This is a genomic window from Pseudomonas sp. TH07, from assembly GCF_016651285.1.
Classification (GTDB): Bacteria; Pseudomonadota; Gammaproteobacteria; order Pseudomonadales; family Pseudomonadaceae; genus Aquipseudomonas.
On sequence record NZ_JAEKED010000001.1, the window covers coordinates 7,024,880 to 7,045,650 of the forward strand.

Consider the following 20,771-nt stretch of genomic DNA (forward strand, 5'->3'; position numbering starts at 1 on the left):
GCCTAGAGGTCCCAGCTACCAATGTCGGCGTCGGTGCCCTCGCCCCCTTCCTGGCCGTCGGCGCCCAGGGAGAACACATCCACCCGACCATGCTGGCCCGGGGTGCGGTAGCGGTAGGCGTTGCCCCATGGGTCCTGGGGCAGGCGCCGGATATAGCCATCGGCGCGCCAGCTGCGGGGCAACGGCTCCACGCTCGGCTTGCTGGTCAGAGCCAGCAGCCCCTGCTCGGAACTGGGGAAGCGCAGGTTGTCCAGGCGGTACATGTCCAGGGCCTGCTCGAGGGTCGCCAGGTCCGCCAGGACTTTCTGGCGCATGGCTTTGTCCTGGCTGCCCAGGACGCTGGGGGCGACCACCGCGATCAGCAGGCCGATGATAAAAATCACCACCATGATTTCCATCAGGGTGAAACCGCGCTCGCGGCGCTTGAACACACGATTGCCAGGCATGGCATGGATCTCCTTTTTCAGAAAGTAAGGCCTTGGTTGAGCTGCATGATCGGCAGCAGCACCGCCAGCACGATGAACAACACCACCGCCCCCATCAGCAGAATCATCAGCGGTTCGAACAGCGCCAGCAGCAGGTCGACCTGCCGCGCAAAACCGCGCTCCTGGTTGTCGGCAACCCGTTCGAGCATGTCGGGCAAGGTGCCGCTGGCCTCGCCGCTGGCCACCATGTTCAGCAGCATCGGCGGGAAATACCCACTGGCGCTCAGCGCCCGGTACAGGGTCACGCCGCCTTCGACCTGCTCGCGCACGGTTTCCAGAGCCTGGTGAATCTGCCGGTTACCCACCGTGGCGGTCGCCACTTCCAGGGATTCGAGCAACGGCACACCGCTGCCCAGCAAAATCGCCAGGCTGCGCGAGACCCGAGCGCTTTCCAGCACCGACAACAGCGTCCCGACCCGTGGCAGGCGCAATGCCAGGCGGTCGCGGCGCAAGCGCCACGGCGCCTGGCGCAGCAACAATCGGGCGCCCAGCCCCAGCACCAACGCCAGGGCCAACAACCAGGGGCCGAGCAGCACCAGGCCTTCGCTGGCGCCGATCAGCACTCGGGTAATCAGGGGCAGGCTCTGCCCGGTATGGCTGAACTGCTCGGTGAGTTTGGGCACCACAAAAGTCATGAGGCCGATCACCACCGCCAGCGACACCAGGATCAGCACCGCCGGGTACACCAGGGCGGTGCGGGCCTTGTGCCGCTGCTTCTGCACCTGCTCCAGGTGCTCGGCCAGCCGCTCCAGCACCGGGGCCAATTTGCCGGAGCGCTCGCCGGCCTCGACCAGTGCGCAATACAGGGTGTTGAACTGCCCGCCCTGGCGCCGCAGGCTCTGGGCCAGGCTCAGGCCTTCGCCCAGGGCACCGCGCACCGCCACCAGCAGGTTGCGAATCGCCGGCTCCGCAAGCTGGCGCTCCAGGGTCGCCAGGGCATCCACCAGGGGAATGCCGGCACTGAGCAAGGTCGCCAACTGCCGCGTCAGCTCGCACAGTTGCCCATGGTTCAAGCGTTGCCCGCGCGGGCTCGACAGGCTCCCGCGCTGCACCTGCAAGTCGCGGGCGAACAAGCCCTGCTCGCGCAGCAACTGCCGGGCATGGCGCTCGCTCTCTGCCTGGATGCTGGCTTTGCGGCTGCGCCCGAGCAGGTCCAGGGCCTGGTAGCGATACGTCGGCATCAGTCACGCACCGCGCGCAGTACTTGCTCGAGGCTGGTCTGGCCCAGGCGCAGGCATTCGGTGGCCATGGCCGTGAGGCTCTGGCGCTTGTCCGCCAGGTAGTCGTGCATGGCCATTTCGCTGGCACCGTCGTACAGCAGGCTGATCAGCCCGGCATCCAAAGTGATGAATTCGTAGAGCCCGATGCGTCCGTTGTAGCCGCTGCCCTGGCAGTCTTCGCAGCCCTGAGGGTGAAAGCTCTGCTCCAGCTGCGCCAGTTCCGGCCACAGCTGGCGCTCGGCAGCCTGCAACGGCACGGGGGTGGCGCAATGGCACAAGCGCCGCACCAGGCGCTGGGCCATGACGCCCTTGAGGCTGGAGGCAATCAGAAAGGGTTCGATGCCCATGTCGCGCAAGCGGGTCACGGCGCCCACCGCGCTGTTAGTGTGCAGGGTCGACAGCACCAGGTGCCCGGTCAGGCTGGCCTGCACCGCGATCTGCGCGGTCTCCTGGTCGCGAATTTCACCGAGCATGATCACGTCCGGGTCCTGGCGCAGAATCGCCCGCAGGCCACTGGCGAAGGTCATGCCGGCCCGGGGGTTGATCGCGGTCTGGCCGATGCCGGTGATCGCGTATTCCACCGGGTCTTCGACGGTGAGGATGTTGCACGAACCGTCGTTCAACGCATTGAGGCTGGCATAGAGGGTGGTGGTCTTGCCCGAGCCGGTGGGCCCGGTGCTGAGCAGAATGCCGTTGGGCCGCGACAGGCAGGCACGCAGCGCCTGCTCGACCTCGGCCGGCATGCCCAGGTTGTTCAGGTCCAGCAGGTTGGCCTGCTTGTCGAGCACCCGCATCACCACCCGTTCGCCGTGGATGCCGGGCAAGGTCGAGACCCGGATATCCACCTCGCGACCGCCCGAGCGCAGGGTGATGCGCCCGTCCTGGGGCTGGCGTTTTTCGGCGATATCCAGGCGTGCCATGACCTTGATCCGCGACACCAGCATCGCTGACAGGGCCCGGGGCGGGCGCAGGATCTCACGCAAATGGCCATCGACCCGCAGCCGCACCACCAGGCTCTGCTCGAAGGTTTCGACATGGATATCCGACGCCCGCAAACGCAGGCCCTCGGCGAACAACCCGTTGATCAGGCGGATCACCGGCGCTTCGTTGTCGCTTTCGAGCAGGTCCTCGATCCGCGGCAACTCGCTGATCAGGCTGTCGAGGTCAACCTGCTCGCCAATCCCTTCGATCAAGGCCGCGGTGGCCGACTCCCCGGCCTGGTACAGGCTGCCCAGGCGCACTTCGTACTGGGCCGGGTCCAGGTGCTCGACCGCCAATGGCAGGCCATGGACCCGCAACACTTCCTGCAAGGCATCGGTGTCGACATCCTCGCGCAGCAAAAGGCTCCAGCCATCCTGGCCCGGCACCCGCGCCAGGCCGGCCTGGCGTGCCAGCCGATAGGGCAACAGGCTGCTTACCATGTGCCGGCATCCAGGCGCTCGCGGCTGGCGGGGAACAACTGCAGCAAGGCATTGCTCTGCGAAAGCGCCGGCAAGGCCAGGGACGTGTTGACCTTGAGGTTGCGATATTTTTCGCTGCTGAGTTGGGCCAGGGTCTCACCGTCACGCATGATTCGCGGGCGGATAAACACCATCAGGTTCTGCTTGGTGCGCTGGCTGGAAGTGGAGCGGAACAGCCGGCCCAAGCCCGGAATATCGCCGAGCCAGGGCACGCGCTGGTCGCCGGATTTGGCTTCGTCGCCGATCAGCCCGCCGAGCACCACCAGGCCGTTGTCCTCGACCATGACCTTGGTCTTGATCTCGCGCTTGTTGGTGATGACATCGCTGGCGCCGGCACTGTCGGCAATCGAAGACACTTCCTGGACGATGTCCAGGCGCACGGTGTTGTCGATATTGATCTGCGGTTTGATCCGCAGCTTGATCCCCACTTCCTTGCGCTCGATGGTCTGGTAGGGGTTGGTGTTGTTTTGCGTGACCGAGCCGGTGACGAAGGGCACTTCCTGACCCACCAGGATCGACGCCTCGGCGTTGTCCAGGGTGAGCAGGGTCGGAGTCGACAGCAGGTTGAAGCCGCTTTCGCTTTTCAGTGCATTGAGCAGGGCCAGGAAATTCAGCCCGCCACCGCTCAGGTTGCCGACCCCGGCAGTCACCCCCGGGACATTCGCCAGAAGCTTGCCCAGCCCGGCGGTGTCGTTGCTGGAGGCGGCGGCCGCCAGGCTGGTGATGCTGGCGCCGCTGCCGGTGAAGTTGACCGCACCGCCGCCGAAGGAGTCGCCCATAAACAGCCACTGCACCCCCAACTCCTGGGCACGGGTGTCGGAGACTTCGGCAATGATCGCTTCGACCACCACCTGGGCGCGGCGGATATCCAGCTGTTCGACGATGGTGCGGTAGGCGGCGATTTCACTGTCCGGACCCACCATCACCACGGCGTTGGTGCCCTCCTCCGACTCCATGCGGATCCCCGAGGTGCTGACCGCCACCTGCTTCTGCTCGCCTTCGGCCGGTGGCGCGCCGGCCGCCGTGTCCTGGGTCAGGCCGCGCAGCACCTTGACCACCTCGGCCGCATTGGCGTGGCGCAGGTACATCACGACGGTGTTGGAACTGCGCAGCGCGCTCTGGGGTTGGTCCAGCTGCTTGAGCAGGGTCCGCACCCGCTGCCGGCTATCGGCACTGCCGCGCACCAGCAAGGCGTTGCTGCGTGGGTCGGCAATCACTTGCGCGCTGTCGGCGCCCTGTTCCCGGGCCAGCAGGCGGGTCATCAACTGCGCGGTGTCGTTGGCGCTGGCGTTGATCAGGGGCAACACCTCCAGGGGTTCCTGGCTGACCTGGTCGAGCTGCAACAGCAGGCTGTCGATGCGGTCCAGGTTGCTGCGCCAGTCGGTGATCACCAACAGGTTGGCCGAGGGATAGGGGGTAATCACCCCGACCCGGGGGTCGATCAGCGGCTTGAGGATGTTCAGCATCTGCTCGCTGGCGGCGTTGCGCACGCTGAACACCCGGGTCGCCATGCCGTCATTGACTTGCGGGTCCTGGCGCGAGGACTCCACCGGCACCGGCTCCAGGCGCGCCGCCTGGTCGGGCACGATCTTCACGCTGCCATTGGGCAGGTCGACCGCGGCAAACCCCTGGGCCCGCAGTTGGGCGAGAAAGATGTCGTAGATCTCTTCGCTGCCGAGCATCTCGATGCTGCGCACCGTGACCTTGCCCTTGACCCGGGGGTCGATGATGAAGGTGGTGCTGGTGATGCGCGACACGCTGTCGATAAAGTCGGTCAGCTCGGTGTCGATGAAGTTGACCTCATACAAGGCCTCCTCTTCTTCGGCGCCGGCCGGAATAAAACTCAAGCTCAGGCACAAGGCCGTCAGGCCCAGGCATTTATTGATCATGTGCATAGTCGGTTCATTCCTGGCGCGTGAGGCCGATCACCGGCCGCCGGGGCGGCCACGGCAGGCGTTCGTGCTGCCCTTGATTGTCGAAAATCAGCCCGCGCTCATCGATGTCGTGCAAGACGATGCCCGGGGCCAGGCGCTGACCAAGGGTCAACGTCCGTTCTTGTTGCTGGTAACGCAGCACCACCACCGTGGCGCGCAGCTGGCTGGCCTTGAGGCTGCCCAGGTAATCGACCTTGAGCGTGGTCAGCGGCAAGTCGCTGCCTGGCGCCTGGCGCGGTGCCCAATGCCGCTGGAGCAGGTCGGCCACCGGAGCCGGTTGCGGATACTGCGGCGGCGGTTGCGCGGCGCCGTGCCAGAGTTGCAGCACGCAGCGCGCCGCCAGCCAGGCCAGCAGGGTCACCAGCACCAGGTTGAACAGGCCGCCGGCACGGCTCAACTGATCAGGCTCCGTGGGTGCCACCCGGGATGACCCTGCACGTAACGCACGTGCGGCAGTTGCAGCGGCGCCAGTTGCCAATCCGCCGGCCGCTCGCGCAACCAGCCTTCCAGGTGTTGCCACAGCGGTTGCCCGGCCTCGGCGTCAAAGCCCAGGCCGAAGGTCCGGCATTGGCCGAGCGGTTCGGCAAACTCGCTGACCCGCTTGCCGCTGGGGCTGTAGGTGACCTGCCAGGGCTGGCCAAGCCAGCGCGGCAGATCCTGGCTGTTATCCAGCAGCAACGGCTCGCCAAACAGTTGCTCGGCCGCGTTCTCCAGTACCTGGCGCACCTGCTGCGCCGGCACGTCGACCACCGGCGCCGGGTAGCTGCCACTCAGGCTGATCAGGTGTTCGCGGGTAATCATCTGGCCCCGCGCCAGGGGGCTGTCGTAGCGCAACCCCGGCAGCAACACCGCGCTGTCGGGCTGGCTCGCCAGTGCCTGGTGCAACAGGCGGTCCCAACTGCCGCCGCGCACATCGCGGCGCCAAAGGTTTTCCGGGGCCCGGGCCAAGGGTTGATCGAGCCAGCCGGCGTGAGCCGCCCGCTGTTGTTGCAGGCTTTGGCGCAGGCGTTGGGCATGGGCTTGTCCGCCGGCGTCCAGGGCATTGTTGAAGGCCGGGTAGAAGCGCGCTTCGAACCGCCACTGCCCGGCCTGGGCCTGGCAACGGATACGAAACGCGCCGCTGGCCCGGGCCCCGCCCAGCAGCACCGGGACCCGTTTGCCGGAGCCTTGCAGGATTTCCACCGGTTGCGGCCACAGGTCCTGACCCCGGGCACAGAGCACCAGATCGACCTGGCTCAGGCGCTCGGCCAGCCAGAACCCCGGACCAGTGCCGACATCGGCCAGGGCCACCACCAGGTCGGCTTCGGCCCGGGCCTGAGTCAGCACCGGCTGCAGGCTGTGCAGCCATTGCTTGAGGGAAGCTTTCTGATCCCGGGCATAGGGATCGGTGATCCCGACCACGGCGATGCGCACGCCGCCACGGCGGAACACACTCATGCCGGGGGTGGCCAGGCGTTGCGCGCTGTCGCTGGCCAGCCCGGCGCCCAGTACCGGATGGCCGAACTGGTGGTACAGCCCCTGGCATTGGTCCGGCCAGAGCACACGTTCATCGCTGCTGACTCGCACTTCGCTGCCAAGCAAGGCGCTGCCCTGGACTCCGGAGACCCCGCGGGTCAGGTAGGCCAGGCCACTGCCGTTCCAGCACTGGCCGTTTTCCAGGGTCAGGCTGTTGCCGTGGCCGGACTCCTCGCGCAAGCGTTGCAGCAGCGCACCGAGCACCGCGTAGCCGCCGGTTTCCACACCATCGCTCAAGGCCGCATCAAGCAGGCCATCGAGCGGGCTGCCGCCGGCTTGGGCAGAACGGGCATTGGCCCCGGTGATCCAGGGTGCCTGGCCGATACGTGTCGCCGGCCCCAGGCGAGTGGCGGGCACCACCGGGCGACCCGGCTGGCGGGCGTCGAGGGTATCGGCGACATACAACAGATCCACCGGCTGGCTGTCGCTCGGCCCCGCCGCAGCCCCCAGGCTGGAGCAGCCGGCGAGCCAGGGCGCACAGGCCCCGAGCGTCATCCATCCCAATACATCGCGCCGCACCATTGAAGCCATTGTTCTCTCACCCTGAGGCTAACTCTTCACAGGGGCGGCATAGTGGCGGGCAATTAATGACGGTTTAATGTCAGTTTTTTAACAGGGCTGAAATCTGCGGCTTTGTAACAAAAGGAAATAAAAGAAAGCAGGTTAAATCCGTTTTTAACAAAACCGCCAAAGAATCATCACACTCGGCTCTTACAGTCCCGGTTCCTTTCAAACCAACCGTGATCTACAAAGGACCTGATGAAATGAGTCGAGAGACTGGCGACAACCAGAATCGCAATCTGAGCCTCAACGAGCCGATGGAATCGGTACTCACTACCTACCTCAGCCGTCGCAGCGTGGTACGTGGCGGGCTCGGCGCCGCGATCGCCATGATTGCCGGCACCGGCCTGACCGGCTGCTTTGACAGCGACAGCGGCTCAGACAACGACAGCACGCCGCCACCGACCACCAAGCCAGCACTGAAACTGGGCTTCAACTCGATCCCCGGCTCCCTGATCGACGCCTGCACCGTGGCCGCCGGCTACACCGCCCATGTCCTGGCGCCCTGGGGCACGCCGTTGAACAGCACCGCCGCCGCCTGGAAAAGCGACGGCAGCAACACCTCGACCGACCAGGCCAACTCGGTGGGCATGCACCACGACGGCATGCGGTTCTTCCCGATCAATGGCAGCTCCACCGACGGCCTGATCGCCATCAACCACGAATACATCGACCAGGCCGCCCTGCACCCGGCCGGCGCCACCCTGATCGGCGGCATTCGCCCGGTCGAGGAAGTGCGCAAGGAAATCAACGCCCACGGCGCCGGCGTGATGCGCGTGACCAAGATCAGCGGCCGCTGGCAGGTGATTGAAAACGACCCGCTGAACCGCCGCTTCACCACCGCCACGGTGATGGACCTGTCAGGCCCGATGAAAGGCACCGACCACGTCAAGACCAAGTTCTCGCCCACCGGCACCCAGACCCGCGGCACCAACAACAACTGCGGCAACGGCTACACGCCGTGGGGCACCTACCTCACCTGCGAGGAAAACTGGCCAGGGATCTTCATCAATAAAAGCGGCGCCCGGCCGGCAGACCAGGTGCGGATCGGCGTCGGCACCACCAACGGCAACTATCGCTGGGAAACCGCCGCCGGCGACCCGAGCGAAGTGGCCGAAGAGTTCAGCCGTTTCAACGTAACCCCCACTGGCGCCACCGCCACCGACGACTACCGCAACGAAGCCAGCACCTATGGCTATATCGTCGAGATCGACCCCTACAACTCCGCCACCCGCGCGGTGAAACGCACCGCCCTCGGCCGGTTCCGCCATGAAGGCTGCTGGCCGGGCCTGACCACCGCCGGCAAACCGGTGGTGTTCTACAGCGGCGACGACTCGCAGAACGAGTACCTGTACAAGTTCGTCTCCACCGCCCTGTGGGACCCGGCCGACGCCAACCCCAGCGATCGCCTGGCCACCGGCACCAAGTACATGGACAGCGGCAAGCTGTACGTGGCGCGCTTCAACGCCGATGGCAGCGGCGACTGGCTGCTGCTCGACGTGGCCAGCGCCACCACCGACGGCAGCACCCTGGGGGCGAAATTCACCGACCTGCCGGGGATCATCCTCAACACTCGGGGCGCCGCCGACGCCGTGGGCGCCACGCCCATGGACCGCCCGGAATGGACCTCGGTCAACCCGCTCAATGGCGACGTCTACCTGACGCTCACCAACAACACCAGCCGCACCGTGGCCAACGCCGCCAACCCGCGCGTCAACAACAAGCACGGGCACATCATTCGCTGGCACGACGCCGACAATCAGATCGCCTTCACCTGGGACATCTTTGTCTTCGGCGCCAACGCCGCCGGCACCCCGGACATCAACCGCTCCGGCCTGACCGTACTCAACCAGTTCGCCAGCCCGGACGGCATGAGCTTCGACAGCCGTGGGGTGATGTGGATCCAGACCGACAACGGCGAATCCACCCTCACCAGCTACACCAACGATCAGATGCTGGTGGTGATCCCCACCAACCTGGTCGATGCCCAGGGCAAACAGGTGCCGGTCAACGCCCAGAACCAGGTCGACCTGCGGCGCTTCTTCGTCGGGCCCAACGGCTGCGAAGTGACCGGCGTGACCTTCACCCCCGACAACAAAACCGTGTTCGTCAATATCCAGCACCCGGGCAACTGGCCGTCCACCGATGTGGCCACCGATGTCACGGTCGGCACTGTGCGCCCACGCGCATCCACGGTGGTGATCCAGCGCAGCGATGGGGGTGAACTGGCGATCTGACAACCGCCCCGCCACCACAAAAGCCCCGACTGGTTCGGGGCTTTTGCCGTCCGCCCTATAAAGGCAGCGGTTCGCGCGAGCGCAGCAGCATGCCCTGGGCCGGCACCCTGGCATGCCACTTGACCACGCCCTGGGCTTCGACCCGGTATTGGCTGCGAAACAGCTGGCCGTCCAGATCGATCTCCAGTTGCAGCAGAAAGTGATCGCCATTGAGCTGCAAGCCTTCACTGATCCGCTCGAACGTCGGGTCATCCAGCGCTCCCAGGGCCTGGCGCAGATCGCCGGCATCGCGATAGCCCCCGGCAGGGCGTGCACTGACCAGGCGAGTCAGCAGCGAGCGCGACACCTCGCCCTCATACAGCGCATCCAGCAGCGGCAGCATATCCAGGCTCAAGGCATTGGCGTTCAGGCGCCAGCCCGAGGTTTCGGCCAGGGCGCACAGTTGCGGGTAGCGCAGGGCCCGACCGGCATCGGCGGTCAGCAGCAGGTTCAACTCGCTGATATCGCCCATCAACTGATTGGCCGCCAGGCGCGGCGGCAACTGGCGCAGGTATTCGTTGCTTTCCGCACCCTGCAGGCGCGTCTGCTGGTCGGCGTCGAGCCAGTCGGCCAGGGTCTGCGCCAGGCGTTCGGCGGCCATGTCGGCGCCCAGCAACTGCACCAGCTGGCGTTGCGCACGCTCGGCCTCGGGGCCAATCAATGCATTGACGTTGAAACAGCTGTGCAGGTCGCGAATTCGAATGCTCGCCTTGCCGCCCTTGAAGTCATAGCTCAGGGGCTGCCCGCGCAAGGCCTGCCAGAACAGCGGGCTGGCGCGCCATAACGGGTCCTGCAGCGCCTGCTCGGTGAAGGCCAGCGCCGCCCGCTCGATAGCCCGCGCCTGCACCCGTTGCTGGATCAGCCGCACGCTGTCGACCTCCTGCCGCCCCTGCTCGACCATCCACGCCATGCCCCCCGCCAGCATTGCCAGGGCCACCAGGACCATCAACAACGCTGCCCCTTGCTGCCGTTTACCGAACATCGCCACGCCGCCTTTGTTGAACAACAGGCGACAGTCAACACAGTGGATGTTTCAGCCAGGTGGCAGGCTCACACAAATCCCCCGAAAACGTCACCGCAGCGTCACAAAGCCTCGGCAAACTGCGCCTTTATATTTCAAATCAATGGCTTGGAGCGTCGATATGGGTGGTATAGGGATTTGGCAACTGGTCATCGTGCTGCTGATCGTGATGATGCTGTTCGGCACCAAACGCTTGAAAGGGCTGGGCAGCGATGTGGGCGAGGCGATCAAGGGGTTCCGCTCATCGATGGGCAACGAGCCCGGTGCCCAGCAGGACCCGGCAAAAACCGGGCTTGAGGTGGACGCCGCGCACAATCGATCTGCAGACAGCAAACACTGATGTTCGATATCGGCTTCAGCGAACTGCTGCTGGTCGGCCTGGTGGCTCTCTTGGTGCTGGGCCCGGAACGCTTGCCGGTTGCTGCGCGCAACGCCGGCTTGTGGCTGGGCCGGGCCAAACGCGCGATGAATACGCTCAAGGCCCAGGTGACCCAGGAGCTGGATAACGAGCACCTGCTCCAGGGCCTCGACCAGGCGCCTCTGCGGCAACTGGAGCAGCAACTGCGCGACGGCATCCGCCTGGAGGCCCCGCCCCCGGGGGCGCCGCAACCCGAGAGCGGCACCCCATCAGGACACCCCACCCCATGAACGACTTGCCCTTGCCTGCTCGACGCCTGTCGGTGACCGGGCACCTGACTCAATTGCGCTCGCGCCTGCTGCGTTGCGCCCTGGCCATCACCCTGGTGTTCTGCGCCTTGTTTCCCTTCGCCCAGACCCTGTACAGCTTCGTCTCGCAACCGCTGCGCGAATTCCTGCCCGCCGGCGCCAGCATGATCGCCACCGGCGTGACCTCACCGTTTCTGGCACCGCTCAAGCTGACGATGATGATTGCCCTGTTCATCAGCATGCCGCTGCTGCTGCATCAGGTTTGGGGGGTGATCGCACCGGCGGTGTATCGCCAGGAACGGCGGATTGCCGCGTGGTTGCTGGCCGTCAGCGTGCTGCTGTTTTACGGCGGCATGGCGTTTGCGTTTTTCCTGGTGTTCCCGATGATGTTCGGCTTCTTTACCAGCGTCACGCCGGACGGGGTGGCAATGATGACCGACATCGCGCTGTACCTGGATTTCATTCTCGCGCTGCTGCTGGCGTTCGGCCTGGCCTTTGAAATTCCGGTGGCGACCTTCCTGGTGATCTGGGCCGGCATCACCGACGTGCAGACCCTGCAAAAAAGTCGGCCGTACGTGATCGTCGGCTGCTTTGTGGTCGGCATGCTGCTGACGCCGCCAGACGTGTTTTCGCAAACCATGCTGGCGGTGCCGATGTGGATGCTGTTCGAGGTGGGCCTGCTGGCCAGCCGCTCGGTGAGCAAGCCGCGCACCGACGAGTCGTCATCTCACGCAGTAGGTTGAGCAGGGCAAAATCCGGGCACAAAAAAAGCGACCCTAAGGTCGCTTTCTTTGGCGCTTCCAAGCGTTCAAGGGGCTTGGAAACTGAATAATGGCGCAGCGGACGGGACTCGAACCCGCGACCCCCGGCGTGACAGGCCGGTATTCTAACCGACTGAACTACCGCTGCGCGTAGCGTTGAAAGTAAGTGGTGGGTGATGACGGGATCGAACCGCCGACCCTCTGCTTGTAAGGCAGATGCTCTCCCAGCTGAGCTAATCACCCTTTACCTTCGTTGCGGGGCGCATTCTCTCACAAAAATTCATAACGTGCTGATTTAAATAAACAATTTATTAAAAAAAGCAGAAATAATTGCAAGACAACGGGCACCCGCAAAATACAGGCACAAAAAAACCCGCGTTAGCGGGCTTTCCGTGGTGACCTGGCGTTCAGCGTTCCAGGTAACCGAATATGGCGCAGCGGACGGGACTCGAACCCGCGACCCCCGGCGTGACAGGCCGGTATTCTAACCGACTGAACTACCGCTGCGCGTAACACTTGAAGCGAATGGTGGGTGATGACGGGATCGAACCGCCGACCCTCTGCTTGTAAGGCAGATGCTCTCCCAGCTGAGCTAATCACCCTTCACTTTCGGTGTGGCGCGCATTCTACGGAGCGACCCGAACTCTGGCAAGCACTTTTTATAATAATTTTTTCATGCCTTCCAAAGGCTTAGCGAAGGGTTGGCCTGAGCAGCCGCGAAGAGAATAATGCCCTCCTTTGTATAAAGGAGAGATTCACCCCATGTGGTTCAAAAACCTGCTTATCTATCGCCTGACCCAAGATCTGCCCTTTGATGCTGAGGCGCTGGAAACCGCACTGGCCACCAAACTGGCGCGTCCATGTGCAAGCCAGGAGTTGACCACCTACGGTTTCGTCGCGCCGTTCGGCAAAGGCGAAGATGCGCCCCTGGTCCACGTCAGCCAGGATTTCCTGCTGGTTGCCGCGCGCAAGGAAGAACGCATCCTGCCTGGCAGCGTCGTACGCGACGCCCTGAAGGAAAAGGTCGAAGAGATCGAAGCCGAACAAATGCGCAAGGTCTATAAAAAGGAGCGCGACCAGATCAAGGATGAAATCATCCAGGCCTTCCTGCCCCGCGCCTTTATTCGTCGTTCCTCGACCTTTGCCGCCATCGCGCCGAAACAGGGCCTGATCCTAGTCAACTCGGCCAGCCCGAAACGCGCTGAAGACCTGCTCTCCACCCTGCGCGAAGTGCTCGGCACCCTGCCGGTACGTCCGCTGACCGTCAAGACTGCACCGACCGCGATCATGACCGACTGGGTCAAGACCCAGGAAACCGCGGCCGACTTCTTCGTGCTCGACGAGTGCGAGCTGCGCGACACCCATGAAGATGGCGGCATCGTGCGCTGCAAACGCCAGGACTTGACCAGCGAAGAGATCCAGCTGCACCTGAGCACTGGCAAAGTGGTCACCCAGCTATCCCTGGCCTGGCAGGACAAGCTGTCCTTCATGCTTGACGACAAAATGACCGTCAAGCGCCTGAAGTTCGAAGACCTGCTGCAAGACCAGGCGGAACAGGACGGCGGCGAAGAAGCCCTCGGCCAGCTGGACGCCAGCTTCACCCTGATGATGCTGACCTTCGGCGAATTCCTGCCGGCGTTGGTCGAAGCATTGGGTGGCGAAGAAATACCACAAGGCATCTGACCCTTGCGGGACCCGGCCTGGCCGCAGCCGCAACGCCGCAGCCAAGCCAGCCACTGTTTATAGACGCCACCGCCCGGGTGGCGTTTTCACATAATAAGGAACAGGCCATGCGTGCACTGGCTGCATTGAGTCGTTTTGTCGGCAATACCTTCGCTTACTGGGTGCTGATTTTCGCCGTGGTGGCGTTCCTGCAACCCGGCTGGTTCATCGGCCTCAAGGGCGCCATCGTGCCGCTGCTGGGCCTGGTGATGTTCGGCATGGGCCTGACCCTGAAGCTCGATGACTTCGCTGAGGTCGCGCGCCATCCATGGCGGGTGGCGCTGGGGGTGGTCGCGCATTTCGTGATCATGCCGGGGGTGGCCTGGCTGCTGTGCCAGGTGTTCCATCTGCCCGCGGAAATCGCGGTCGGGGTGATCCTGGTGGGCTGCTGCCCGAGCGGCACCTCATCCAACGTAATGACCTGGCTGGCCCGGGGCGACCTGGCGTTGTCCGTGGCCATCGCCGCCGTCACCACCCTCCTCGCCCCGGTGCTGACCCCGGCGCTGATCTGGCTACTGGCTTCAGCCTGGCTGCCGGTTTCGTTCATGGAGCTGTTCTGGTCGATCCTGCAGGTGGTGTTGCTGCCAATCGTGCTGGGCGTGGCGGCCCAGCGCCTGCTGGGTGATCGGGTGCGGCACGCGGTGGAGGTATTGCCCCTGGTGTCAGTGGTCAGCATCGTGATTATCGTGACCGCCGTGGTCGCCGCCAGTCAGGCGAAGATCGCCGAATCGGGCCTGCTGATCATGGCCGTGGTCATGCTGCACAACAGCTTCGGCTACCTGCTGGGCTACTTCACCGGCAAGCTGTTCAAACTGCCGCTGGCCCAGCGTAAATCCCTGGCACTGGAAGTCGGCATGCAGAACTCCGGCCTGGGCGCGGCCCTGGCCAGCGCGCACTTTTCACCCCTGGCGGCAGTGCCCAGCGCGCTGTTCAGTGTCTGGCACAATATTTCCGGAGCGCTGCTCTCGACCTATTTCCGCCGCATGAGTGAAAAGGAAGACCGCAAGCAGGCCGCGCAACCCACAGCCGAGTAAGCGCGGGCTTGATCGAGGGATTATTAGTGGGCACTATACTGCGCATCGCGGGGACGACCTCGCGGCTCGATCGAGTTATCAATCTGGGGACGGCCCCATCAATCGATGGAGGTGTTCATGTCCTGGATCATTCTGTTTTTTGCCGGCCTGTTTGAAGTTGGCTGGGCCGTCGGCCTGAAATACACCGATGGCTTCAGCCGCCCGCTGCCCACCGCCCTGACCGTGATCGCCATGGCCATCAGCCTGGGCCTGCTGGGCCTGGCCATGAAGGAGTTGCCCCTGGGCACCGCCTATGCGATCTGGACCGGGGTCGGCGCAGTCGGCACGGTGATCGCCGGGATCATTCTGTTTGGTGAATCCATGGCCCTGGTCCGACTGCTGAGTGTCGGCCTGATCATCGCCGGGCTGGTCGGTCTGAAGGTCAGCGCCAGCTGACGGCAAGAAATCCGATGCCAATAAAAACGCCCGCAATCATGCGGGCGTTTTTTTGCCTGGCTGAAACTAGCGCACGCTGCCGCGCAACTGCCCCACCAGCGTCTGCAAGTGGGCCGGCTCGGCGGCCTCCACCGCCACCGGCGGACCGGCCACCAGGGTCACGTGCGACCAGAGCCGGCGAAACAGCCCCTTGCCCGGATCGCGGCTGAAGAAGCTGCCCCATAATCCTTGCAGCGCCAACGGAATCACAGGCACCGGAGTCTCCTGCAGAATCCGCGTCAAGCCACCCTTGAACTCATTGAGCTCGCCATCGGCGGTCAGTTTGCCTTCCGGGAAGATGCACACCAACTCACCGTCCTTCAGGTACTGGGCAATCCTTTTGAAGGCCTTTTCGTAAATCTGCAGGTCTTCGTGACGTCCGGCGATGGGAATGGTCCCGGCCGTGCGGAAGATAAAGTTCAGCACCGGCAGGTTGTAGATTTTGTAATACATCACAAAGCGAATCGGCCGGCGCACCGCACCGCCGATCAACAAGGCATCGACGAACGAGACGTGGTTGCACACCAGCAGGGCGGCGCCTTCGTCGGGGATCAAGTCCAGGTTGCGATGTTCGACGCGGTACATCGAGTGGCTCAGCAGCCAGATCATGAAGCGCATGCTGAACTCGGGCACGATCTTGAAGATGTAGCCGTTGACCAGAATGTTCAGCAGCGACACCACCAGGAACAAATGCGGGATCGACAGCTTGGCCACACTCAGCAACACGATGGAGACCAGCGCCGAGACCACCATGAACAAGGCATTGAGAATATTGTTGGCGGCAATCACCCGCGCCCGTTCCTTCTCCGGCGTGCGCGACTGGATCAAGGCGTACAGCGGCACGATATAGAAGCCACCGAACACACCGAGCCCGAGGATATCGAGCAACACCCACCAGCTCTGGCCAAACCCGAGCACCGCCAGCCAGCTGTGCCCTTCAGGGTTGGCGCTCAGTGGAATGCCCCCCGAATGCCACCACAGCAACAGGCCGAAAATCGTCAAGCCCAGGGAGCCGAAAGGCACCAGGCCGATCTCGACTTTGCGCCCGGACAGCTTCTCGCACAGCATGGAACCGAGCGCGATACCCACCGAGAACACGGTCAGGATCAGCGTGACCACGGTCTCATCGCCGTGCATCCACTCCTTGGCGTAGGCCGGAATCTGCGTCAGGTAGATCGCCCCGACAAACCAGAACCAGGAGTTGCCGACAATCGAGCGCGACACTGCCGGCGTCTGCCCCAGGCCCAGGCGCAGGGTGGCCCAGGACTGGCTGAAGATATTCCAGTTCAGGCGCATTTCCGGGCTGGACGCAGCGGCCCGTGGAATGCTGCGACTGGCCAGATACCCCAGGACCGCGACCCCGATCATGGCCGTGGAGACGATGGGTGCGTAGTGCGCCGAGGACATCATGATCCCGGCGCCGATGGTCCCGGCCAGGATCGCCAGGAAGGTGCCCATTTCCACCAGGCCGTTGCCCCCCACCAGCTCTTCTTCGCGCAGGGCCTGAGGCAGGATCGAATACTTCACCGGACCGAACAGCGCCGAGTGAGTGCCCATGGCGAACAGCGCCACCAGCATCAGCGACAGATGATCGAAGGCAAAGCCCACGGCGCCGACCACCATGATCGCGATTTCACCCAGCTTGATCAGACGGATCAGTGAGTCCTTGGCGAACTTTTCGCCAAACTGCCCGGCCAGCGCCGAAAACAGGAAGAACGGCAGAATGAACAACAAGGCACACAGGTTGACCCAGACCGAGCGATCGCCCTCGATGGTCAGCTTGTAGAGAATGGCAAGAATCAGCGACTGCTTGAAGATGTTGTCGTTGAATGCACCAAGGGACTGCGTGATGAAAAACGGCAAGAAGCGCCGCTTGCGGAGCAAGGTGAACTGCGAAGGGTGACTCATCTTCCATGTCCCTGAGTGGCGTGGATGCTGGTTATTGGAATGTCGATCTTTGATCCAGGCCACAACCTTACCTAATCCTGAGCAATTATTTCGCTAATCCTGCGATGCAGGGCGAAACAAACAGCTCGCCTTTATAGGCGCCTTGCACGGTGCGCTTGGCCACGATCAGCCACATGATCGCCAGTGCCAGCACCAGCACGCTGCCAAAGATACTGAAGAAGGTCAGGTTCAAGGTGCTCGCCAATTTCAGGGTGGCCAGCGCGTACACCCCCAAAGGAAAGGTAAAGCCCCACCACCCGAGGTTGAACGGGATGCCGGCACGCAGGTAGCGCCGAGTGATCAAGACCGCCATCAACATCCACCACAAGCCGAAGCCCCACAGCGTGATCCCGGCGACCAGCCCCAGCCCGGCTGCGATTTCGCCGATGCCCGGCAAGCCATTGGCGGCGAAGATCGCCGGCGCGTCGCTCCCCAGCAGCAACATGCCCAGGGCCCCGGTGCCGATCGGTCCGAGGGCCAGCCAGCTCGAGGCGGCCATGCTCTCGTGAGGCAATTTGTGCAAGGCCATGCGCAGCATGAGGATCGTCAGGATGCTGAAGGCCACGGGCAACGAAAACGCCCACAGCACGTAACTGGTCACCAGCACTACCCACTGCGAATGCGCCTCCAGCAGATGGGGTGCAAGCAGGCCGCCACTGGCCGCCGCTACTTCCGCGGCCACCACCGGCAACAGCCAGACGGCCGTCATCTGGTCGATGCTGTGCTCCTGGCGGGTGAACATCATGTAGGGGATCAACACCCCACAGGCCAGCGACAGAGCCACATCCAGCCACCACAAGACCTCGGCCAGCGACACCACGCCCTGGCCCCAGCGCGGTACGCCAAATAGCAGGAAGCCATTGATGATGGTCGCCAGCCCCATGGGAATGGTGCCGAAAAACATCGAGACCGTGGAATGGCCGAAGATCCGCCGTGCTTCATCGAAAAACAGCATCCAGCGCGCGGCATAGGCCGCGCTGAATAACAGAAACAGAAAAATGGTGAACCACCACAAGCCTTCGGCCAGCAGGTGCAAACCCGGGACTTGCAGCGGCAACTGGGCCAGGGCCAACGCCAGGACACCGGTGCCCATGGTGGCAGCGAACCAGTTGGGGGTGAAGTGCCGAATGGCTTCCCCTGGGTGCTGCAACTGGCTCAGCGGGCGGCGCTGGCTGGCGGGAGTTTTAGAGCATTGCATGGCGTGCCTCCTGTCCTCTGATGAGGTGGAGCCCATGATAGAAGCGAATAGAATATCTATATAACGGGTAATTTCTCTATCTGTTATCTACTTTGCAGATATAGATCAGACGCTGCCTTCGCTTTCGATCACCAGGATTCGCGCCACGCCTTGTGGATGGGCCACATGCTCGGTGCCGACATCCGCATAAAAGATATCGCCCACCTCCAACTGCACCGCCTTTTCAACGCCCGCCTCCCGGTAACGCATCTGCACGCAGCCATCGAGCACCACAAACACTTCCTGGCCATCGTTGATGTGCCATTTATAGGGCTGGTCGGTCCAGTGCAGGCGGGTGGTGATGCCGTTCATGGAGGCGATATCCAGCGCCGCCCAGGCGCGCTCACCGGTGAAGGATTTGCTGCGAATAATCTTGGTCACGGCGTGCTGCTCCATAACGGGGTCCATGCGCCCTGGCGCCTCAGGAACGCAAGGCTAACCCGAGGCGACAGGAAATCGGCGGCTGTTTTATCACCGGCCATTAGCGGTGCAGGCGTTGGCCGAACCTTGACGCACCAGGGCCAACAAGGCGCCGAGGGCCAGCATGATCAAGACCGCGCCATAGCCGTCGGTGGTGGCGATCAGGCCGAAGGTGCGGGTCAGGTTGCCGGCCAACAGCGACGGCAGGCAGAACGCCAGGTAACTCAGGACATAAAACGCCGACATCAACCCCGCCCGCTCATGGGGCAAGGCCAGGGGCACCACACTGCGCAGCGCCCCGAGAAAGCCGGCGCCAAAGCCGCTGCCGGCCACCAGGGTGCCGAAGAAAAACAGCGCCAGGCTGGCGCTGTGCACCGCACACAGAATCAACATGACCCCGGCGGCCAGCAGCCCGGCGCCCAAGCGCAGCACCTTGTCGGCCGGGCGATTGCGCAGGGTGAAAATCATCAGCGCACCGCTCAGGGTCAAGACGGCAACCAGGCCGCCTCCGATCAGGTTCGAAGTGGACCCGGTGGCCGCCCGCACCAGGGAAGGCGCCAATGACAGGTAAAAACCGCCCATGGCCCAGACCGCTATATCCACCGGCAGCGCCAGCCACAAGGCCCGTCGCGCCTGGGGCGGCACATGCAGAGTCGGACGCAGCGAGGCCCAGGCGCCTGGCTGGGGGCTGACACTTTCCGGCAAGCGCCAGACGTACAACGCCTGCGCCACGAACAACAGCAACAGAATCCAGTAGGCCAACTGCAGCGGCAGCGGCGCGAACTCCACCAGCAACCCCGTGCCCATGGCGCCGCAGGCCATGCCCAGCAAGGGCGCCACGCTATTGACCAACGGCCCCTGCTGGCGATCCGTATCGAGCAGGGCCGCGCCCAGCACGCTGGTGGCCATGCCGGTGGCAAAGCCCTGCATCACCCGCGCAGCCACCAGCCACGCCACGCTGTGGCCATTGATAAACAGCAGCATCGCCAGAATATCCAGGAGCAAGGCAATAAAGATCACCGGCTTGCGCCCCAGGTAATCCGATAACGAACCCACCGTCAGCAAGGCGGCCAGCAGGCTCAGGGCATAGACGCCGAAAATCAGGGTCAGGGTGGCGGGGGAAAACCCCATGGCCTCCTGGTACAGGTGATACAGCGGGGTCGGCGCGCTGGAGGCAGCTAGGAAACTGAGCAAGGTGATAGCCAAAAACACCAGGCTGGGACGGTTTGACACCGGGGTGTCGGCAAGGCTGGACATGGGCACGCTCCGCTAAAGCTAATATTTTGCTTTTGCGCAGTGTGCTACTGGCTCGAGCTTAAAGCAAATTCTTTGTGTTAAGGTGCCGCCCATGGCTATTAAAGAAGGTTTACGCCCAGGCGGCCGCAGCGCCCGGGTTCAGGAATCCATCCACTCGGCAGTCCGCGAACTCCTGGAACAACAGGAGCGCGCGACCCTGACCGTGCCGCAGATCGCCGCACGTGCCGGGGTCACGCCGTCGACCATTTACCGGCGCTGGGGCGATTTGTCGGCGCTGCTGGCGGATGTCGCCCTGGCGCGCATGCAGCCAGACAGCGAGCCCGCCAACACCGGCAGCCTGCGCGGCGACCTGCGCGCCTGGGCCGAACAGTACCTGGATGAAATGAGCTCGGAGCCCGGGCGCAACATGATGCGTGACGTGCAGTGCAGCGCCACTCCCGGCTACTGCGTGACCATCCTCGGCGGCCAATTGCAGATCATCCTCGCTCGCTACCCGACTGCCGACACGCCGCCCAGCGTCGACCGCCTGCTTAACCTGGTGGTGGCGCCAACCGTATTCCGCATCCTGTTTTCAGCCACGCCGCTGACGGTTCCAGAGCTGCATGAACTGATCGAACTGGCGCTTGGGCAATAAGCCCGACGCCCGTTCAAAGCGCCCCAGAACGCCACTTCCCCAGCCTGCCAGCCTATGCCGAAAACGGCCCGCAAGCCCTGCGACACCAGGCCACGCCAATACCATGGTCGACACTGACTAACCCCGGACATCGTGCGAGACTGTCGG

At 63.7% G+C, this 20,771-nt stretch carries 19 protein-coding genes and 4 tRNA genes; 8 read left to right on the top strand and 15 right to left on the bottom strand.

Annotated elements, in window-relative coordinates; genetic code table 11:
* Nucleotides 1-2 precede the first annotated feature (2 nt).
* Genes gspG through JFU57_RS31980 form a run of 6 tightly spaced genes read right to left on the bottom strand, consistent with a single transcriptional unit; the run spans nucleotide 3 to nucleotide 7,145 of the window.
* Nucleotides 3-446: a type II secretion system major pseudopilin GspG gene (gene gspG / locus JFU57_RS31955; protein WP_020295567.1), complete on the bottom strand. Its 444-nt coding sequence runs from the start codon at nucleotides 444-446 to the stop codon at nucleotides 3-5.
* 17 nt (nucleotides 447-463) lie between these two features.
* Nucleotides 464-1,666: a type II secretion system inner membrane protein GspF gene (gspF, locus tag JFU57_RS31960; protein ID WP_201131960.1), complete on the bottom strand. Its 1,203-nt coding sequence runs from the start codon at nucleotides 1,664-1,666 to the stop codon at nucleotides 464-466.
* Nucleotides 1,666-3,114, bottom strand: coding sequence for a GspE/PulE family protein (locus tag JFU57_RS31965; protein ID WP_201132249.1), 1,449 nt, complete (start codon nucleotides 3,112-3,114; stop codon nucleotides 1,666-1,668). The genes gspF and JFU57_RS31965 overlap by 1 nt, the downstream gene beginning before the upstream one ends.
* A gap of 5 nt (nucleotides 3,115-3,119) precedes the next feature.
* Nucleotides 3,120-5,060 carry a type II secretion system secretin GspD gene (gene gspD / locus JFU57_RS31970; protein ID WP_201131961.1) on the bottom strand — a complete coding sequence of 647 codons (1,941 nt, stop codon included), beginning with the start codon at nucleotides 5,058-5,060 and terminating at the stop codon, nucleotides 3,120-3,122.
* A gap of 7 nt (nucleotides 5,061-5,067) precedes the next feature.
* The gene (locus JFU57_RS31975) at nucleotides 5,068-5,496 is read right to left on the bottom strand and encodes a hypothetical protein (RefSeq protein WP_078470771.1); all 429 of its coding nucleotides are present in this window, start codon (nucleotides 5,494-5,496) and stop codon (nucleotides 5,068-5,070) included.
* Nucleotides 5,493-7,145 (bottom strand): lipoprotein UxpA, encoded by a 1,653-nt coding sequence (locus JFU57_RS31980; RefSeq protein ID WP_178102941.1) that lies wholly within the window; start codon nucleotides 7,143-7,145, stop codon nucleotides 5,493-5,495. Before JFU57_RS31980 ends, JFU57_RS31975 begins: the two co-directional genes overlap by 4 nt.
* 233 nt (nucleotides 7,146-7,378) lie before the next feature.
* Here JFU57_RS31980 and JFU57_RS31985 point away from each other — a divergent pair, with 233 nt between their 5' ends.
* The gene (locus tag JFU57_RS31985; protein WP_201131962.1) at nucleotides 7,379-9,412 is read left to right on the top strand and encodes a PhoX family protein; all 2,034 of its coding nucleotides are present in this window, start codon (nucleotides 7,379-7,381) and stop codon (nucleotides 9,410-9,412) included.
* Nucleotides 9,413-9,467: 55 nt separating this feature from the next.
* Here the strand turns inward: JFU57_RS31985 and gspK are convergent, their stop codons facing one another.
* On the bottom strand, nucleotides 9,468-10,433 hold the full coding sequence (gene gspK / locus JFU57_RS31990; protein ID WP_020295574.1) for a type II secretion system minor pseudopilin GspK: 966 nt from the start codon (nucleotides 10,431-10,433) through the stop codon (nucleotides 9,468-9,470).
* Nucleotides 10,434-10,593: 160 nt separating this feature from the next.
* On the opposite strand from gspK, the gene tatA reads away from it, so the two are divergent.
* Genes tatA through tatC form a run of 3 tightly spaced genes read left to right on the top strand, consistent with a single transcriptional unit; the run spans nucleotide 10,594 to nucleotide 11,881 of the window.
* Nucleotides 10,594-10,812, top strand: coding sequence for a twin-arginine translocase TatA/TatE family subunit (gene tatA, locus JFU57_RS31995; RefSeq protein ID WP_020295575.1), 219 nt, complete (start codon nucleotides 10,594-10,596; stop codon nucleotides 10,810-10,812).
* Entirely contained in the window at nucleotides 10,812-11,120 is a 309-nt protein-coding gene (tatB, locus tag JFU57_RS32000; protein ID WP_078470777.1) for a Sec-independent protein translocase protein TatB, read from the top strand. The genes tatA and tatB overlap by 1 nt, the downstream gene beginning before the upstream one ends.
* Nucleotides 11,117-11,881 carry a twin-arginine translocase subunit TatC gene (gene tatC / locus JFU57_RS32005; RefSeq protein ID WP_201131963.1) on the top strand — a complete coding sequence of 255 codons (765 nt, stop codon included), beginning with the start codon at nucleotides 11,117-11,119 and terminating at the stop codon, nucleotides 11,879-11,881. The genes tatB and tatC overlap by 4 nt, the downstream gene beginning before the upstream one ends.
* 89 nt (nucleotides 11,882-11,970) lie before the next feature.
* Here the strand turns inward: tatC and JFU57_RS32010 are convergent.
* From JFU57_RS32010 to JFU57_RS32025, 4 genes are all read right to left on the bottom strand, one after another.
* Nucleotides 11,971-12,047 (bottom strand) — tRNA-Asp (locus JFU57_RS32010).
* Between the two features lie 19 nt (nucleotides 12,048-12,066).
* A tRNA-Val gene (locus JFU57_RS32015) sits at nucleotides 12,067-12,142 on the bottom strand.
* Nucleotides 12,143-12,329: 187 nt separating this feature from the next.
* A tRNA-Asp gene (locus JFU57_RS32020) sits at nucleotides 12,330-12,406 on the bottom strand.
* 19 nt (nucleotides 12,407-12,425) lie between these two features.
* A tRNA-Val gene (locus JFU57_RS32025) sits at nucleotides 12,426-12,501 on the bottom strand.
* 160 nt (nucleotides 12,502-12,661) lie between these two features.
* On the opposite strand from JFU57_RS32025, the gene rdgC reads away from it, so the two are divergent.
* From rdgC to sugE, 3 genes are all read left to right on the top strand, one after another.
* Complete coding sequence (gene rdgC / locus JFU57_RS32030) at nucleotides 12,662-13,582, top strand: recombination-associated protein RdgC (protein WP_020295578.1); 921 nt, start codon at nucleotides 12,662-12,664, stop codon at nucleotides 13,580-13,582.
* A 107-nt stretch (nucleotides 13,583-13,689) separates the two neighbouring features.
* On the top strand, nucleotides 13,690-14,655 hold the full coding sequence (locus JFU57_RS32035) for a bile acid:sodium symporter family protein (protein ID WP_201131964.1): 966 nt from the start codon (nucleotides 13,690-13,692) through the stop codon (nucleotides 14,653-14,655).
* 117 nt (nucleotides 14,656-14,772) lie between these two features.
* Entirely contained in the window at nucleotides 14,773-15,090 is a 318-nt protein-coding gene (sugE, locus tag JFU57_RS32040) for a quaternary ammonium compound efflux SMR transporter SugE (RefSeq protein ID WP_020295580.1), read from the top strand.
* Between the two features lie 66 nt (nucleotides 15,091-15,156).
* Here the strand turns inward: sugE and JFU57_RS32045 are convergent, their stop codons facing one another.
* From JFU57_RS32045 to JFU57_RS32060, 4 genes are all read right to left on the bottom strand, one after another.
* Nucleotides 15,157-17,037 carry an MFS transporter gene (locus JFU57_RS32045; protein WP_078470780.1) on the bottom strand — a complete coding sequence of 627 codons (1,881 nt, stop codon included), beginning with the start codon at nucleotides 17,035-17,037 and terminating at the stop codon, nucleotides 15,157-15,159.
* A gap of 85 nt (nucleotides 17,038-17,122) precedes the next feature.
* Nucleotides 17,123-18,274: a TDT family transporter gene (locus JFU57_RS32050; protein ID WP_201131965.1), complete on the bottom strand. Its 1,152-nt coding sequence runs from the start codon at nucleotides 18,272-18,274 to the stop codon at nucleotides 17,123-17,125.
* A gap of 105 nt (nucleotides 18,275-18,379) precedes the next feature.
* Entirely contained in the window at nucleotides 18,380-18,709 is a 330-nt protein-coding gene (locus JFU57_RS32055) for a cupin (RefSeq protein ID WP_201131966.1), read from the bottom strand.
* Nucleotides 18,710-18,784: 75 nt separating this feature from the next.
* Nucleotides 18,785-19,990, bottom strand: coding sequence for an MFS transporter (locus JFU57_RS32060; protein WP_078470783.1), 1,206 nt, complete (start codon nucleotides 19,988-19,990; stop codon nucleotides 18,785-18,787).
* A gap of 91 nt (nucleotides 19,991-20,081) precedes the next feature.
* Between JFU57_RS32060 and JFU57_RS32065 the strand changes: the two genes are divergently transcribed.
* The gene (locus JFU57_RS32065; protein ID WP_201131967.1) at nucleotides 20,082-20,624 is read left to right on the top strand and encodes a TetR/AcrR family transcriptional regulator; all 543 of its coding nucleotides are present in this window, start codon (nucleotides 20,082-20,084) and stop codon (nucleotides 20,622-20,624) included.
* Nucleotides 20,625-20,771: the final 147 nt, after the last annotated feature.